The following is a 15,002-nucleotide window of genomic DNA, read 5'->3' as shown; positions in this document are numbered from 1 at the left end:
CAATCAAAGAAAAGTTAATGCTGGAAGGGCGGGTTTGCCGCCCTTCCCGATATGCGAATACGCCGACAGGGCGAAGCGCTTACGCGCTCCATTCCTTGTCTTCGGCGATTTCCCAACCGGCAGAGAATTCGCCGTCCGGCGCACCCTTCTGGTTCTGCTTGGTGTAGGTGATCTCGAACATGCGGAAGTTCAGGGTGAGGCTTTCCTGGATACGGTCCAGGCCGTCGTTCATCCCGCCGGTGTTGTACGACGTGATCATGACGTCCTTCATCTTGATCTTCATGTAGTCGACGGGCTTGGAACCGCCGGCCTTCAGCACGTGCAGCTCTGCGTCGGAGATGTGCTCGCCCGAGCAGCAGCGCTTGATCAGGTCGTGCGAGGACGCGTCGACGTACTTGGTGAACGCGATGTCACCCACGTCGACCTTGCCGCCGCCGCCACCAGACCCCAGGTGGGTGGTGCCCGACTGGGTCATGCCGACGCTCCAAGACAGAATGTCGATCCAGTCCTTGTGCTGGTCATTCTGGGACTCGCCCTTGATGCCGTTGCCGAGTTTCAAAAAGATATTGACAGCCATTTTGCTTCTCCTTCTGGCTTAAAATCTCACCTACCGCTTAATTGCGGGCGGCAATCACTTATTTGGCAGGCAGTTTCGACACGAGGCTCATGCCGATATCCATGCCTTCCATTTGAAAATGCGGTTTCAGGAAGAACTTGCCGGTGTAGTAACCGGGGTTGAGTTCGTCTTCGACCACTTCGACCTTTGCCCCTGCCAGCGGACGCTTCGCCTTTTCCAATTCCGTCGCGGTGTCAGGGTTACCCGTCACATACTTGTTGATCCAGGTCTGCAGCTCGATCTCCAATTGAGCCCGTGTCGGGCTCTGGCCAATCTTGTCGCGCACCATGACCTTCAGATAATGGCTGAAACGCGACACGGCGAAGATATAGGGGATGCGCGACGACATGTTGTCCGATGCCGTGGCAAGGTCATCCACGTATTTCTTGGGCTTGTAGAGCGACTGCGCACCGATGAAGGCCGCCTTGTCGGTGTTCTGCCGGTGGATCAGGCCGATCAGGCCTGCCTTCGACAGCTCGCCCTCCCGACGGTCCGTGATGGACACTTCCGTCGGGCATTTCATCTGCTTGTCACCGTCGCCGGTGTCGAAGACGTGGGTCGGCAGGTTGGTCACCTCGCCGCCGGAGGTCACGCCGCGGATGCGAACGGTCCAGCCGTGTTCCTTGAAGGCACGGTTGATGTTCGTGGCCATCGCATGGGCCGCGTTCATCCAGGCGTACTGCGTGCCGCCGTGGCCGTCGGTCTCCTCGCGGAAGTCGAATTCCTCCACGACCGAGGTGCTGTCCGGGCCGTAGGGCTCACGGGCCAGCGCGCGGGGCAGGGTCAGCGCGATGAAGCGGCTGATCTCGCTGTCACGCAGCGAATTCCACTGTGCGTACTCCGCGTTCTCGAACATCTCCGACAGGTCCGGCGGAACGGCGATCTCGTTCCAGCTGTCCATGCCCAGCAGGTTCGGCGACGCGCCCGAGATGAACGGCGCCAGCGAGGCTTCGGCGATCCGGCCCATGAAGCGCAGGATGTTCACGTCGGCCGAGGAATGGTCGAAGTGGTAGTCACCCACGAGGCAGCCGAAGGGCTTGCCGCCCAGCGTGCCGAGCTGCTGTTCGTAGACCATCTGGAAGAGCGGCGACTGTTCCCACTTGTTCTTGGGATAGCGCCGGGTCATGGCCGCCAGCTCCGACTTGGAGATGTTCAGCACCTTGACCTGCAGCGTCGCGTCGGTCTCTGCGTTGTTGAGCGTGTAGGCCAGGCCGCGCCACTGGCTCTCGAAATGCTGGAACTCCTCCTGGTGGAGGATCGCGTTCATTTGGTCGCTGAGCTTCTTGTCCAGCTTGGCCAGCATCGCGTCGAGCGTGTCGATCACGTCGTCTTCGATGATGGTCTGGTCGTCGAGCGCCTCGCGGACCAGTGCCACGAGGGCATTGTCCACCTCACGCTCTGCCACGTCGGTGCGCGGCTTGATCGTCTGCTTCAGAATGTCGGAGAATTCCGCAAGTTCGTTTACGGATTCCGCGACCGCGCCGCCTGCGCCTTCTGTATCCAGTTGTGCGTCGTTAGCCATGGTTCATGTCCCTGTTATCGCGTCGCGGTCAGTTATTCTTCGTCTTTGCCGGCCTTCGCCTGCTCGCCGAGGGCGGCCAGCAGTTCGGGGTCGCTCAGAAGCTTCTTGATGTGCTCCTGCGCCTTGGGCTTCGAGGCCATGTAGCGCTGCAGGGAGGCCAGCTGTTCGCGGGCTTCCAGCAGCTTCGCCATCGCCGGAACCTGGCGGGCGATCTGCGTCGGCTCGAGGTCGTCCATGGAGTGGAACTTCAGGTCCACGCCCATCTTGCCGCCGTTCGGGTCCAGCTTGTTCTCCACCATGAAGGACATGCCGGGCTCGATCGAGGACATGTAGTCGTCCAGTGTGTCCTTGGTCACGCCGGTGAAGGTCCGTTCGGTGACGTCCTCCTTCTCGACGCCCGGGTTGTTGCCGGACAGGTCGGAAAGCATGCCCATCACGAAGGGCAGCTCCACCATCTTTTCGCTCTCGTAGGGATCAGCGTACTGGATCGACACCCGCGGAGGGCGATTGCGCTTGATGTAACCGGAACCTGAATCAGACATAAGAAAAACTCCCTGAAGCTTTGTTGCAGTGCTGCAATCTTGTTGAAAATCAAACCGCCAAGCGGACCTAAAGTCAACGATGTAGATATACCAAAAAACCGTACTTGTACACGACGGGAGGAGTACCTACTCAGTCCTCTTCGCGCGGAATAAGCTCGTCTATGATAGACTGAAAATCCCTGTCGAGATAGCTTCTTGCGCGGCTCAGCAGAGTCGGAATCGGGCTGGAGCGCTCGACCCGGCGGAAGTAGTCCTCGACCGACCGGATCGCGACCGCAGCCTCCCCCGCATTGGTCACGGAGACCTCCGGACCGGGCTCCGGCTCGGGGAACGGAGTGTCGGGATCCTCGTGCATGTCCTCCGTCAACGCCCGAATCCGCGCGATTCCAAGCGAGAATCCGGCCGTCGGACTGAAGCTGACAAGCGCCTCCTCGACATTGTCGGGCAGCAGGGTTTCCAGCGCCTCCAGGAGCGGCTTGCCGATCAGCGACCGGGCCTGCGTCACCAGAAGCAGCGTGGCCGACGACGGCTCGTAGGTTCGGTAATAGGCCTCGCAGGCCTGCAGCAGGCGCTTGGCGTGCAGGTGGCTGACCACCTCGGCGCCACCGCCCTTGGCCGCAGCCGCCGCGGCAGAGAACGCCGGTCCGCCGCCGCCGCTCCCTTCGCTTCCGCCCTCGTCATCATCGCCCCCCTCTGCGACCGGCTCCTCGACCTGCGCGACCGAGGCGAGGTCGGATCGGGAGTTGGTGATCGCCTCGATCATCTCGGTGATGGTCGGCCCGACGCGCGAGAAATCCGGAGAGAACTTCGCCGTGCTGCTCGACTCGCAGGCTGCCTTGATGCGGTTCATCGCGTCGCGCAGTTCGACCAGTGTTTCCAGCGTCTTTTCGACGTGCTTGGCGTTGCCCGCCGAGGACAGCGCGTCGAGGATCGGCGCCTGTTCGATGTCCTCTTCGGACTGCAGCGCCGTCAGCTCGCCGCGCGCCACCTTCAGCCGCCGCAGCGTCGCATCGCCGGTCGGCGTCAGCGGGGTGAAGTAAAGCGGCTGCACCACGCTTGTGTTGTCGTTGAGATCGTTGATCGTGCTGCGCCGGTCCACTGAGTCCGTCGGGTGCACGTCTGCATCGAAGGTTTCCAGAAGCCCCGCGACCCAGGCCGCGGATTCCGTGAACTTGGCCAGGTTGCCGGAGAGGATCGCCCATTGCGCCCGCAGCACCACCAGCCGCAGGTCCTTCGACCGCTCCAGCACCGGGTCGATCAGCTTTATCTCGTCGCGGAAATTGACCGACTTGGGGTCGAACATGTTGTCCGGCGTCATGCTGCCGTCGGGCTTCTCGACGCCGGGCCGGTAATAGAATTCCGGCAATTCGCCCATCCGGTCGAAATAGGCTTCGTCGAACTGCGGGTCACCCTCGGGTTCGAGGTCGGGACCGCAGGGGGCATCCTCCGAAATCGGCTGGAGAAGCTTTTCGAGATCCATTCAGGCGCTCCGTCAGTGGCCCGCGACGATGCGGGCAAATATCATTTTCTGTTGTTGGCCTCCGCGTAGGCCTTTGCAAATGCTTGCAGGAACGCGTCCAGAATTCCGTGTTCCCCGGCTTGCGCCTTCTCGTCCCACCGCTCCACGTAGGTCGGCCACTGTTTGCCCGACCGCTTGCCGCCCAGAAGGTTGGAACCGGTGCTTTCGCAGGCCGCCTCGATCTCTTCGGGGGACAGGCCGCGGAACACCTCGGCCAGCGCAGGCTGCAGCGCGCGGAAGACCGCCTCCTGATGCTGACGGATGTCGCCGAGCGCGTCCTTGAAGCTGTCCGGCCCCATCATGAACCCGTCGCGCGGTGCCACGAACATCAGCTCCAGAGCCTGCTGGCTGTCGGGCATGAACTTCATCGGATTGTTGGCATTGGCCGACAGCATGGTGCGCACGCCGCCGCGCGTGAAATTCTTCACGTCGGCACGCGCCTTGAGCATCATCATCGTCTCTTCGGTCGCGATCCGCACGCACCGGCCCAGCATGTGCATGAGCTGCACGGCGTTTTCCGACTTCACCGCCTTCGGGTCGAGCCCGGCACCTTCGCAGAACGCGCGCAGGGCAGGGCCCACGTCACCGCCGCCGCCCGCCGCAGAGGGCGCGGGCCCCGGAGCGTGCGCCGCCGGTTGCGGAGAGACCGGGCGCGGCTCGGGCCTCGGCTGTGCCGAGGGCGAAGGCTGCGGCGGCATCGGCCGGGGCATGGGGATCTGCGACGGCGACATGGCGCGACGCGGTTCCTCCGGCGGATGCTCGGGCGGGCGGTATTCGGGGCTGAAATCCTCGTGCTGCGGCATCTGCCGCGCCTGCGGCGGGTTGGCCGGGGCCGAGGGCGGCGGCGTCTCCTGCCCAAGGCTGGGCTGGTAGGCGGGTGTATGCGGATCCTGGGGGGCGTCCTGCCCCAGCGACGGCGTGTAGGGCGGCACGTCGCCCGGGGGCGGTGCCTGGCGCTCCGGCGGGCGGGCAGGTTCCTGCGGCGCATCCCGGCCCAGCGTCGGCACATAGGCCGGCTGCGGCTCGGACGGGTGCTGCGGCGGTGCGGGCTGTTGCGGCGGCCCCCATCCCGAAGGCGTCTGCAGCGACCCCTGACTGTGTGACACCGAAGGCGCGCTGCCCGGCGCGGGCGTGTTGTGCATCGGAAGCTGGAGCGAGGTTTCGGTCTTCAGCCCGGCGCTGGCGCTCGGGCGCTGCACCTGGATGAAACCGTCGTTCAGCGCATCGAGCCCGGCACCGCGACCACCCGAGACCGGCTGCATGTTCGAAGGATTTGGCGACCCGAAGGCGCCCCACGGATCGTCGTCCGGATCGGGCGCGGCGGCACCGGCGGCCTGCTGTACCTCAACCCCTACGATGTAGTGGCCGACGATCAGCCGCTCTCCGCCGCGCAGGGCCAGCTTGCCCTCCAGCCGGTGTCGCTGACCGTCCACGAAGGTGCCGTTCATCGACACGTCGGTCAGGTAATACGTCCCGCCCTCGAACGTGATGTCGAAGTGGTGGCCGGAGATCATCTTGGACGGATCGGGCAGCGACCAGTCCATGGAGGCGCGCCGTCCGACGCTCGCACCATGGCCGTCGAGACGGAGAGACGTCGGCCCACCGTTCTCGAGCTGATCGAAGTTTTCGATTCGCAATACAAGTGTCATCGCACTCAATTAACCAGTTGTCCGCAGCCTAAGCCAGTGGCCACACGATCAAAATTTCAGAATGGACGGAACAGCGCCGAGGCCTGGTCAATGAACCTCGCCAGCCGCACGGGGCGCTGCTGAAGCTCTGCACGGGCGAGACAGGACAACACGGCAGAGTTGATTGCACGTGGTGCACGATGGGCCGGAACAGCGGCGCTGTCGTTTGGCGCGATGGGTCCGCCCGACCAGCCCACGGCCAGGCCGAGGAAGACCGCCGGGCTGCGCACCGGGGCATAAAGCGACCGGCTCATCACCCGGTATCGGTTCTCGTTGTCGGAGTAGCTGCACCAGTTGGCCACATGCTCCATCAGTTCGCGGTCGGCGGCGGTCATGTCGTCGCTGGCGATCCGCAGGCATTCGTAGGCCCACCAGATCGCCATCGCAGGAACCGCTGCGAAGGCAGCGAAGGTCACCGCCTCTTCGGGCGTCGTGGACCCGGCGAGACGGTTGAGATACTCAAGGTTCTCTTCGTCGTCCCGCGGGCGATGCTGGGTCATCTGCTTGACCTGAGGCATCTCGGAATAGAGTTCGAAAGGGGTCTCGTACCGCAGCGCCGACATGGGCGGCTGGGTCTTGTCCTGGTCTTCCGTGATGTCCTGCACGTCGTTTGCCATGTTTCGACTGTTTCCCGTCGCGCCGTGCCGGTCAAGTAGGGTTTCACCGACCATGCGCATTATCCCCCATGTTGTGTGGCTGCCCGGCCCGGTCACCCAACATGCTGCACCGCAGCCCCTGCTCTGGAGCTCCGATAAGCGGAATTATGTCAAGCAGCCAGCGTCGCGGGTTTGCCGCCGAGTTCAAGGATGCGGTCGGCGAGCCGCTCGGCCTCGGCGCGCGCATGGGTCACGAACAGCGTGGCGGGCCGGGTCTGGGCGATCAGCGCCTCCGTCAGGGCCATCATCTGGTCGGCCATCTCCGGGTCGAGCGAGACGAAGGGTTCGTCCATGATCAGAAGCTCGGGCCGGCCGGCGAAGGCCCGCGCAAGCGACAGCCGCCTCTGCATGCCCAGCGACAGCTCGCCCGGAAAGGCCGCGCCACGCCCGGCCAGCCCGACCCGGTCCAGCGCCGCCTCGGCCCCGGCGCGGTCGAGGTCGGTATGGGTCAGGAGCAGGTTGTCGACGGCAGAGCGCCACGGCAGCAGCGTCGGTTCCTGGAAGACGATGGCCATGTTCTCGGGCCGCTGCACGGTACCCTCGAACCGGGTGTCGATGCCCGACAGGATGCGAAGGATCGTCGACTTGCCGATACCCGAGGGCCCGACCAGCGCGACCGTCTCGCCCGGCTGGATGTCGAAGCGCACGGGGCCAAGCACCTGTGTGTTGCCGAAGTGCTTGGACTGGATGTCGATCCGGATCACGTGCCCCTCCACCGGCGCACGCGCCGTTCCCAGGGTTGCAGGACCAGCCATTCCACCGCCAGCATCACGGCGATGAAGGAGAAGGCGTAGACCAGCACCATCCGCACGTCGAACAACTGGAAATACAGGTGGATCTGGAAACCGACGCCGGACGACCGTCCGAGGAATTCGACCACCAGAACGATCTTCCAGATCACCGCGATACCGGACCGCGCGGCGGCGGTCAGGAAGGGCGCAAGCTGCGGCAGGGTCACGTGTCTCAGCCGCGCCCACGCCGACATGCGGTAGACCTTCGCCATGGCGTCGATCTGCGGATCGAGTGCGCGGGCGCCCTCGCGGATCACGGTGGCGACGTTGGGAATCTTGTTCAGCGTGACGGCCAGGATCGCCGCCGTCTCGTTCAGCCCGATCCACAGGTAGCACAGCACGATCAGCACAAGCGCGGGCAGGTTGAGGAAGATCACCAGCCACGGGTCGAGCCAGTGGTTGACCGCCGGATACCGTCCCATGACCAGACCCAGCGCCGTGCCCACGGCCATCGCCAGGGTAAACGCCCAGATCACCCGGATCAGCGTCGACCCGAGGTGGTACGGCAGTTCGCCCGACACCGTTTCCCGCCAGAACGGCTGCAGCAGCGACCACGGCTGCGGCAGGACGGTCGCGTCCGCGGTCAGCCACGCCGCAACCACCCATAACAGCAACAGCCCGAAGAGAGACAGGGCCGTCACGCCCGCTGAGGTGTCCTTCATCGGGCTGACTGCCTCATTTCAGATCGGCAAAGAGCCCTGCGGGCACTTCGGTGGCCTGACCGACCAGTTCCTCGCCGCCCAGCTCGTTCATCAGGGCCAGCATCTTGTTCGCGCCCTCGATGTCGATCGGGCCGCGCGCAGGGATGCCCGCGATCCAGTCGGCCTTGAGCTGCTCGAACTCTGCGTCGTCGCTGGCGTTCATGTCAGGGCGGATCGCTTCCCACGCTTCGTCGCTGGTGGTCAGCAGGTCCTTGGCGTCGCGGCTGGCGTCGTAAAGCGCCTGTGCAAGCCCCGGATTTTCCTCAAGGAAGCTCTCCTTGAAATAGTAGCCCAGAAGCGGCGTGTCGGTGTTCAGCCCCAGTGCCTGGCCCGCCGTCTCGACCGAGATCACCTCTTCCATGCCGGCGGCCTTCATCTTGGCGAGGAAGTGCCAGAAGTTGATGGCGCCCTGCGTCTCGCCGCCAAGCGCGGATTTGAAGATCAGCGGGGGTGCGCCGAAGACCTGCTCCGTCTCGGCCTTCAGGTCCATGTCGTATTCCTGCTGCGCGTAGGCACGCAGGATCAGCCACGACTTGTCGAGCGGCCCGCCAGCGATGCCGATCTTGCCGCCGGCCAGATCCTTCAGGCTTTCGATCCCGGCGTCGGGTTTGGCTACAAGGCCGCCGACCGCCTTCGAGTACGGCACGAACACGTAATCCTTGCCCTCGGCGCGCTGCCGGGCGACCCAGATCCAGTCCGCAACCGCGATGTCGGCCTCGTCCCCTTCCACCGCGACACGGGTCGCGCCGTTGTCGGCGTAGGGCTTCATTTCAAGGTTGAACCCGTGCTTCTCGTCGAAGCCCTGGTCGATGATGGTCTGCAGCTCCCAGTTCACCGTACCGATCTTGAGCGTGGCGGCACGGATGGTCGGCAGGTCCTGCGCAAAGGCCGGCATCGCCACGGCCAAAGCGGCCAGCGCGACAGAGCCTGCGCGTGTCAGAATGTCGAACATGTCTTCCTCCCCTTGAGACAAGGGGGAGGCTGTCGGGCCTCCCCACTCGTATTCTATGTCACGGGTGGCAGTCTTCACCCGGTTCTTTGGTCGCAGGCGCGCCTATTCCGCGCGGCGGCCGACCTCGTTCAGATCGGCGTCCAGCTCGATATCGAACTGGTTGCCACCCTTGCAGATGACGTCGTCCAGCTCGTAGCCGCCGTCGTCCTCCATCTCGATGTCGTCGGGCGCCATCTGGCACTCCATGTCGGTCAGCATCGACATGATGGCGTCGACGGTCTCCTGGGGGATACCGCCTTCATGGCTTTCGGCGAACACGGGCGTGGCCAGGGCAAGGGCGGCGCAGGCAAAGATGATACGTTTCATGGATGGTTACCTCACTGGATGGAAATCTTGATCTGCTGGGTTTCGCCGGTGGAGCCGGGGATCCTCAGCACGTGCGTACCGGGCTTGATCGCGATGAAGGACATCTCGACCACGCCCGCCTTGTCGAACTCGATCGAGTCGATGGCCATGGGCCGGACCTCGATCTTATTGATGACGATCTCGTTCATCCAGATCGCCCGGAAGAAGGACGCGCCCTCCACCGCAAGTTCTGCCGACCCGTCCGCCTCGATCACCAGCGTGTAGTAGGCGCCGGATTGCAGCACCACGTCCTCGCCGAGCGGCTTGCCGGAGGCCAGCGTGATATTGATGTCCTCGCCGCGGTTGCAGGCGGCCAGCAGCCCGGCAAAGCCCATGTCGTCGCATAGCGGCGCGGCCATGGCGGGCGCAGCCAGTGTGGCGGCCACGAAAGCGGCGGTCAGGCGTCGGATCATTTGGTCTCTCTCCCTTGTCGTGTTTGCACCGGCGAAGGACCGGCCTATTCGATCACCACCACGCCCCAGGGCTGCTGCCCGACCTGGACGGACTTGATGGCCTTTTCCTCGGCCACGTCGATCACGGTGATATCGTTGGAATTGCCGTTGGTGGTCAGCAGGTACTTTTCGTCGGGCGTGAAGGCGAGCTGCCATACCCGCTGGCCGGTCATGATGTAGTCGATCACCTCGAGGGTCTCGCCGTCGATCACCGCCACCCGGTTGGCGGGGCCAAGCGCCACGAAGATGCGGCTGCCGTCGCTCGTGACCTTGACCCCAACGGGCTGCAACCATTCCGGCAGGACGCCCGGCACTTCGAAACCGATCTTCTTGATCAGGTCGGGGGTGCCGTCCTCCGCGATGTCCATGACGGAGACGGTGCCGCCGATCTCGGACGACACGAACAGCCGCTTGCCATCGTCGGTGTACTGCGCGTAGCGCGGGCGCTGATCGACCAGCACGTTGTGCTTGATCTTGTAGTCGTCGGTGGAAATGAAATGCGCCATGTTGGTGGTCTCGGACGTGTTGACCACCCACTTGGCATCCGGGCTCATGCCCATGCCCTCGGGTTCGACACCCACCGGCACCTCCGCGATGATGGTGTGCGTCTCCGTATCCGTCACGGTCACGAGGTTGTCGTCCTCGTTCGCGATATACAGCCGCTTGCCCGACGGCTCGATGATGAAGAGTTCGGGGTCGGGGCCGGAGGGCAGGCTTTCCAGTTCCTCGTAGGTCTCCGTGTCGAACACCCGGACGAGGTTGTCGTCGGAGGCGCAGACATAAAGCTTCGTCCCGTCCGGCGACACGGTGATGCCGCGCGGACGGTTGCCGCCCGGAAACTCGGTCAGGACTTCCCAGGTGTCTGTATCGACCACGGTGATGGTGTTGCCCCTCTCGTTGGAGACGAAGGCCTTCCCGGCCACCGCAGGTGCGGCGGAGAGGGCAATCAGGGCGGTGGCGAGCATGAGGCGTTTCATGGCGGACTCCGTCAGTTGAAGGCGGTGCATTGGGATTCGGGCCGGTCCAGACCCAGCGTGTCGAGGCTGGACACCTGGTGGAGGAAACCGTCCTGGGGGCTGACGCTCACCGTGATCATGCCGTCGTACAGCAGGATCGGCTGGCGCAGCTGGCCGTTCCAGTTGCGGAAGGTCACCTTCTGCCCCTTGAACGCCGCCAGTTCGAACTTGTCCGACAGCACGTAGGCCTTGATCTCCATCGGGTCGGCGGTGCTGGCGCGGGTCACGGCCTCGCCGATCACGCGCAGGGCGAGCCAGACGTTGTAATCCTCCGGCTGGACGTATCGGCGGGTCAGTTCCTCGAACCGGGTGTGGTACTGGGTCGCGCCCCATGCCTCATGCGCGCCGTGGAAGGTGACCGGGCGCAGGCCGCCGGACCCCATCACCGGGCGCGGATCCCAAAGGTTGTAGGACAGGTAGCGCGCGAAATAGTCGGTGGCGTCCGCGGCGATCACCACGTCGTGGCGCGATGCCCCCTGCGTATCGAGCGGCAACTGACGCTGCACCAGCGCGTGGCCCGTGTCGGTGCGCCGCGCACCGCCGGTGTCCTCGATGGTGCGCTCTTCGACGATGCGGGCGCCGAACTTGTTGGCCGAACGGCGGTAGGATTCAGCCAGCGACAGGTCCGCCGGGTTCGAACCGGAGATCAGGAACCAGCGGTCCCACTTTTTCCATATGGCGAACTGCGCGACGGCGTCGGTGGTCATCTGGTCGGAGGGTGCGATGTGCAGAAGATTCGACCGGCAGGCGCCGTTCCTCAGGACGGTGTCCGGGGCGGTGGCATTCAGGACCAGTGCGCCCTCTTCCCCGGCGCGCCTGGTCAGGCGCAGCAGGTCCTCGCGCTCGGCCATCACGACGATCAGGCGGCGACCGTCGGCCAGGATCGCCTCCAGCGCCGCATCGGCCTCCTCGGGGGGAACGGCCACGGTCGTGGTGTCGTAGGTGTTGCCAAGGAAACTGCCGGTCGTGTTGTTGTCCTCGTCGGCCAGCATCGCCCCCGCGAACCCGAGGTCCGGCGCCTTCAGGTCGTAGCGCGAAATCGGCAGAAGGCGCGGGTAGTCGATGCGCAGCACGGCGGCCCGCACCTCGACGGCCATGGCCCGGCCCGGGGCCGAAACGATCATCAGCGCCGCCAGAAGCAGCGTCAGCAGTCGTGCCATTTGATCCTCCCTTCGCCCGTCTTCGAGGACGGGTCTGTCGGAAAAAGACCCTTTCAAAACGGGGCCTTTTCGCAACCGATACCTTTGGGCGTGTTGCCAGCCAAACCCTAGCCCAGCCACGATGTGTCTCGACTCTTAATTTCTAAGAAGGGGGCCATGCGGCGCTTCGCGATCTTTCTGTGCCTGACTCTGGCCGCGCCCTGCGCAGCCGACGAGAAGATTGCGTTCTTCGGAATCCCCCTCCTCGACGGTTCGCTCCAGACCGCGACGGGCGGCCACGAGGCGGAAGAGGCCCGTATCGAGGCGCTGGAAACCCTCGTCGCCGACCGCTTCCGGGAAGAAGGCTACGACCTCGTCGACATCGCGCCGGTGCAGGAGAAACTCGACCGGGTGGCCAACCCCGCCAAGTGCTACGGCTGCGATGCCCGGATGGCCACGGAACTGGGCGCCGACTTCGCGCTCGTGGGAGAGGTGCAGAAGATCTCCAACCTCATCCTGACGATGAACCTGCAATTGCGCGACGCGGAAAGCGGCGAGACGGTGAAGGGCCGCGTCGTCGACATCCGCGGCAACACTGACGAATCCTGGACGCGCGGCATGCGCTACATCCTGAAGACGGCATTTTTCGAAAGGGAGGAAAAATGAAGAGACGTCATTTCCTGATGACCGCGGCGGCCATGGCCCTCGTGCCCGGCATGGCGCTGGCGCACGGGCCGACCCGCCAGAAGGTCACGCTGACCGCCGAGGTCGCGGCCGAGCCGGCCGAGGTCTGGGCGGCCATCGGTGATTTCCAGGACATGTCCTGGCACCCGGCGGTCGTGTCCTCGACCGGCGAGAACGGCAACGAGATCGACGCCACCCGAGACCTTTACCTGTCGGACCAGGGTGCGGACGGCCCGCTCCTGAAAGAGGTGCTCTACAAGTACGACGCCGACAAGATGACCTATTCCTACCGCATCCGCGAGGACAACGTGGATGTGCTGCCGGTCACCAACTACTCCTCCCACCTGACGGTCAAGCCGCGCGACGGCGGCGGGTCCATCGTGGAATGGCGCGGGGCGTTCTACCGCGGCTACCCGAACAACGATCCGCCGGCAGAGTTGAACGACGAGGCCGCCATCGCGGCGGTCAGCGGCGTATACCAGGCCGGGCTCGATGCCCTGGTCGAGCGGTTCGGTGCGGCGAGCTAGCCTCGCCCTGACCGCGGCCCTCGCCGCTGCGGTGGTCGGAACGGGACCGCTGGCGGCGGGGGATCGCGCCTTCGTCACCTGTCAGAACGGCGACGCGCTGAGCGTCATCGACCTCGGGACGGGCGAGGAAGTCGCGCGCTGGGACGTCCCCGGCAAACCGGCGGGGGTGGCCGTGGCCTCCGATGGTTCGGTCTACACGGTCTCGCCGGACAGCAAGACGGTCCGACACCTGTCGACCGATGGCGCGCTCCTGGCCGAAACCACGCTGGACGGCGGCCCCATCGGCATCGTGCTGGACGAGGCGCGCGAACGGGTCTTCGTCTCCGACTGGTACAACGCCCGGATCTGGGAATTGACAGCCGTCAACCTGTCAACGCTTTCGCAACTTTCGACCGGAGAGGCGCCAGCGGGCCTGTCCCTCTCGCCCGATGGCCGGTTCCTTGCCTCCGCCGACAAGGACGCCAACCAAGTGTCTGTCTTCGACGCGGACACGCTGGAGGTCGCGCATCGGGTCAAGGTCGGCACCCGCCCCTTCGGCCTGCGGTTCGCGCCCGACGGGCGGCTGTTCGTCGGCAATGTGGGCTCGAACGATGTGACCGTGCTCGACCCCGCAAGCGGCGAAATCCTGGCCACGGTGCCGGTGGGCGAACGCCCCTACGGGGTGGCCTTTGCGCAGGGGCGCGCCTTCGTCACCAACCAGTACGCCAACACCGTTTCGGTGATCGCGCTCGACGACCTGTCGACCGTCGCCACGCTCGATGTCGGGGAATACCCGGAAGGCATCGACACAACGCCGGACGCGGCGCATGTGGTCGTCGCCAACTGGTTCGAGAACACGGTCGAAGTGATCGACGCACAGAGCCTCGAAATCGTCGACGCCATCGAGACAGCCGACGGTCCCCGCGCCTTCGGCCGCTTCATCACGGGAGGAACGGAATGAGACATCTGGTTTTCGCCGCGCTGCTCGGCGCCACTGCCCTGCCCGTTTCGGCCGAGGAGGCGTGGGACTCCATCGCGCTGCAACTCTACGGGGACCGCGCCCTGCTGGACGGCGGCGATGTGATCGCGATCGACGCGCCCTACCGGACGCAGAACGACAGCCGGACCCAGATCGCCGCCATGGTGCGCGCCCCCGAAGGCCTGAACATCGGCACGGTGACGCTGGTGCTGGACGAGAACCCCATGCCGGTCTCGGCGGTGTTTGCGCTGGAGACCCCCCTGCCCTCCTTCTTCTTCGACGTGACCATGCGGGTGAACGGCCCGACGCCGCTGCATGTCGTTGCCGAAACCACCGATGGCCGCCTCTGGATGGCCGAAGGTTTCGTGAAGACCTCTGGGCAGGGCGCCTGCGCCGCCCCTCCGGGCACCGACCCGAAGGAAGCGCTGGCCACTCTGGGCGAGATGGAGCTGGAACTGGCTGACCTTCTGCCCGGCGCCGACGCCAAGGGCCGCCTCGAAGCGCTCGCCACCCGGCAGAAGCGGCTCGACGTGGACATCTCGCATCCCTCGCATTCGGGCATGCAGATGGACCAGATCACCCTGCTCTACATCCCGATGCGCTACGTGGAGGACGTGCAGATCGACCTCGACGGCGCAGGCTACGTGGATGTGACCGGCTCGATCTCCCTGTCGGAAAACCCGCGCCTCGGCCTGTCCGTCCCGGGCCGGACCCGTTCCGTCGACGTGACGATGACCGACACGGACGGCACCGTGACCACGGCACACAAGGACATCGCCGGGTTCTGACCCCGTTGCGCGCCTTGAGGGGTGCGCGGTCACCCGTCAGCACAAC

At 65.0% G+C, this 15,002-nt stretch carries 17 protein-coding genes; 4 read left to right on the top strand and 13 right to left on the bottom strand.

What is annotated here, in order from left to right; genetic code table 11:
* Positions 1–79 precede the first annotated feature (79 nt).
* The 13 genes from ACU0DV_RS07230 to ACU0DV_RS07170 form a co-directional block, all read right to left on the bottom strand.
* On the bottom strand, positions 80–577 hold the full coding sequence (locus ACU0DV_RS07230; RefSeq protein WP_100931217.1) for an Hcp family type VI secretion system effector: 498 nt from the start codon (positions 575–577) through the stop codon (positions 80–82).
* A gap of 58 nt (positions 578–635) precedes the next feature.
* Entirely contained in the window at positions 636–2,138 is a 1,503-nt protein-coding gene (tssC, locus tag ACU0DV_RS07225) for a type VI secretion system contractile sheath large subunit (protein WP_100931216.1), read from the bottom strand.
* Between the two features lie 32 nt (positions 2,139–2,170).
* A complete protein-coding gene (gene tssB, locus ACU0DV_RS07220; RefSeq protein ID WP_100931215.1) occupies positions 2,171–2,680 on the bottom strand; it encodes a type VI secretion system contractile sheath small subunit in 510 nt (169 codons plus the stop codon).
* A gap of 130 nt (positions 2,681–2,810) precedes the next feature.
* On the bottom strand, positions 2,811–4,160 hold the full coding sequence (locus ACU0DV_RS07215) for a type VI secretion system protein TssA (protein WP_446241458.1): 1,350 nt from the start codon (positions 4,158–4,160) through the stop codon (positions 2,811–2,813).
* 41 nt (positions 4,161–4,201) lie between these two features.
* Entirely contained in the window at positions 4,202–5,836 is a 1,635-nt protein-coding gene (gene tagH / locus ACU0DV_RS07210) for a type VI secretion system-associated FHA domain protein TagH (RefSeq protein WP_446241457.1), read from the bottom strand.
* Between the two features lie 68 nt (positions 5,837–5,904).
* Positions 5,905–6,504: a DUF6931 family protein gene (locus ACU0DV_RS07205; protein ID WP_100931212.1), complete on the bottom strand. Its 600-nt coding sequence runs from the start codon at positions 6,502–6,504 to the stop codon at positions 5,905–5,907.
* Between the two features lie 149 nt (positions 6,505–6,653).
* Positions 6,654–7,247 (bottom strand): ABC transporter ATP-binding protein, encoded by a 594-nt coding sequence (locus ACU0DV_RS07200; protein WP_198521921.1) that lies wholly within the window; start codon positions 7,245–7,247, stop codon positions 6,654–6,656.
* Positions 7,244–7,996: an ABC transporter permease gene (locus tag ACU0DV_RS07195; protein WP_446241456.1), complete on the bottom strand. Its 753-nt coding sequence runs from the start codon at positions 7,994–7,996 to the stop codon at positions 7,244–7,246. Before ACU0DV_RS07195 ends, ACU0DV_RS07200 begins: the two co-directional genes overlap by 4 nt.
* A 13-nt stretch (positions 7,997–8,009) precedes the next feature.
* Positions 8,010–8,987, bottom strand: coding sequence for an ABC transporter substrate-binding protein (locus tag ACU0DV_RS07190; RefSeq protein ID WP_100931209.1), 978 nt, complete (start codon positions 8,985–8,987; stop codon positions 8,010–8,012).
* 102 nt (positions 8,988–9,089) lie between these two features.
* The gene (locus tag ACU0DV_RS07185; RefSeq protein WP_100931208.1) at positions 9,090–9,353 is read right to left on the bottom strand and encodes a PepSY domain-containing protein; all 264 of its coding nucleotides are present in this window, start codon (positions 9,351–9,353) and stop codon (positions 9,090–9,092) included.
* A gap of 11 nt (positions 9,354–9,364) precedes the next feature.
* Positions 9,365–9,805 (bottom strand): hypothetical protein, encoded by a 441-nt coding sequence (locus ACU0DV_RS07180; RefSeq protein ID WP_198521920.1) that lies wholly within the window; start codon positions 9,803–9,805, stop codon positions 9,365–9,367.
* A 44-nt stretch (positions 9,806–9,849) separates the two neighbouring features.
* The gene (locus ACU0DV_RS07175) at positions 9,850–10,821 is read right to left on the bottom strand and encodes a YVTN family beta-propeller repeat protein (protein ID WP_100931207.1); all 972 of its coding nucleotides are present in this window, start codon (positions 10,819–10,821) and stop codon (positions 9,850–9,852) included.
* An 11-nt stretch (positions 10,822–10,832) separates the two neighbouring features.
* A complete protein-coding gene (locus ACU0DV_RS07170; protein WP_370312051.1) occupies positions 10,833–12,020 on the bottom strand; it encodes an ABC transporter substrate-binding protein in 1,188 nt (395 codons plus the stop codon).
* A gap of 156 nt (positions 12,021–12,176) precedes the next feature.
* Between ACU0DV_RS07170 and ACU0DV_RS07165 the strand changes: the two genes are divergently transcribed.
* From ACU0DV_RS07165 to ACU0DV_RS07150, 4 genes are read left to right on the top strand one after another with little or no spacing between them, the layout of a single operon-like run.
* Complete coding sequence (locus ACU0DV_RS07165; protein WP_446241455.1) at positions 12,177–12,665, top strand: DUF3280 domain-containing protein; 489 nt, start codon at positions 12,177–12,179, stop codon at positions 12,663–12,665.
* Positions 12,662–13,210: an SRPBCC family protein gene (locus ACU0DV_RS07160; protein ID WP_100931204.1), complete on the top strand. Its 549-nt coding sequence runs from the start codon at positions 12,662–12,664 to the stop codon at positions 13,208–13,210. Before ACU0DV_RS07165 ends, ACU0DV_RS07160 begins: the two co-directional genes overlap by 4 nt.
* Entirely contained in the window at positions 13,176–14,150 is a 975-nt protein-coding gene (locus ACU0DV_RS07155) for a beta-propeller fold lactonase family protein (protein ID WP_446241454.1), read from the top strand. Before ACU0DV_RS07160 ends, ACU0DV_RS07155 begins: the two co-directional genes overlap by 35 nt.
* On the top strand, positions 14,147–14,956 hold the full coding sequence (locus ACU0DV_RS07150; RefSeq protein ID WP_446241453.1) for a quinoprotein dehydrogenase-associated SoxYZ-like carrier: 810 nt from the start codon (positions 14,147–14,149) through the stop codon (positions 14,954–14,956). The genes ACU0DV_RS07155 and ACU0DV_RS07150 overlap by 4 nt, the downstream gene beginning before the upstream one ends.
* Positions 14,957–15,002 lie beyond the last annotated feature (46 nt).

It is taken from the genome of Sagittula sp. (assembly GCF_052825245.1).
This window is presented reverse-complemented; position numbering and strand designations above follow the sequence as displayed.

Bases quoted from the DNA above. Each gene is read 5' to 3' on its own strand.
- ACU0DV_RS07230 (WP_100931217.1), bottom strand. From the start codon at position 577: ATGGCTGTCAATATCTTTTTGAAACTCGGCAACGGCATCAAGGGCGAG.
- tssC (WP_100931216.1), bottom strand. From the start codon at position 2,138: ATGGCTAACGACGCACAACTGGATACAGAAGGCGCAGGCGGCGCGGTC.
- tssB (WP_100931215.1), bottom strand. From the start codon at position 2,680: ATGTCTGATTCAGGTTCCGGTTACATCAAGCGCAATCGCCCTCCGCGG.
- ACU0DV_RS07215 (WP_446241458.1), bottom strand. From the start codon at position 4,160: ATGGATCTCGAAAAGCTTCTCCAGCCGATTTCGGAGGATGCCCCCTGC.
- ACU0DV_RS07205 (WP_100931212.1), bottom strand. From the start codon at position 6,504: ATGGCAAACGACGTGCAGGACATCACGGAAGACCAGGACAAGACCCAG.
- ACU0DV_RS07195 (WP_446241456.1), bottom strand. From the start codon at position 7,996: ATGAAGGACACCTCAGCGGGCGTGACGGCCCTGTCTCTCTTCGGGCTG.
- ACU0DV_RS07190 (WP_100931209.1), bottom strand. From the start codon at position 8,987: ATGTTCGACATTCTGACACGCGCAGGCTCTGTCGCGCTGGCCGCTTTG.
- ACU0DV_RS07185 (WP_100931208.1), bottom strand. From the start codon at position 9,353: ATGAAACGTATCATCTTTGCCTGCGCCGCCCTTGCCCTGGCCACGCCC.
- ACU0DV_RS07180 (WP_198521920.1), bottom strand. From the start codon at position 9,805: ATGATCCGACGCCTGACCGCCGCTTTCGTGGCCGCCACACTGGCTGCG.
- ACU0DV_RS07175 (WP_100931207.1), bottom strand. From the start codon at position 10,821: ATGAAACGCCTCATGCTCGCCACCGCCCTGATTGCCCTCTCCGCCGCA.
- ACU0DV_RS07170 (WP_370312051.1), bottom strand. From the start codon at position 12,020: ATGGCACGACTGCTGACGCTGCTTCTGGCGGCGCTGATGATCGTTTCG.
- ACU0DV_RS07165 (WP_446241455.1), top strand. From the start codon at position 12,177: ATGCGGCGCTTCGCGATCTTTCTGTGCCTGACTCTGGCCGCGCCCTGC.
- ACU0DV_RS07160 (WP_100931204.1), top strand. From the start codon at position 12,662: ATGAAGAGACGTCATTTCCTGATGACCGCGGCGGCCATGGCCCTCGTG.
- ACU0DV_RS07155 (WP_446241454.1), top strand. From the start codon at position 13,176: ATGCCCTGGTCGAGCGGTTCGGTGCGGCGAGCTAGCCTCGCCCTGACC.
- ACU0DV_RS07150 (WP_446241453.1), top strand. From the start codon at position 14,147: ATGAGACATCTGGTTTTCGCCGCGCTGCTCGGCGCCACTGCCCTGCCC.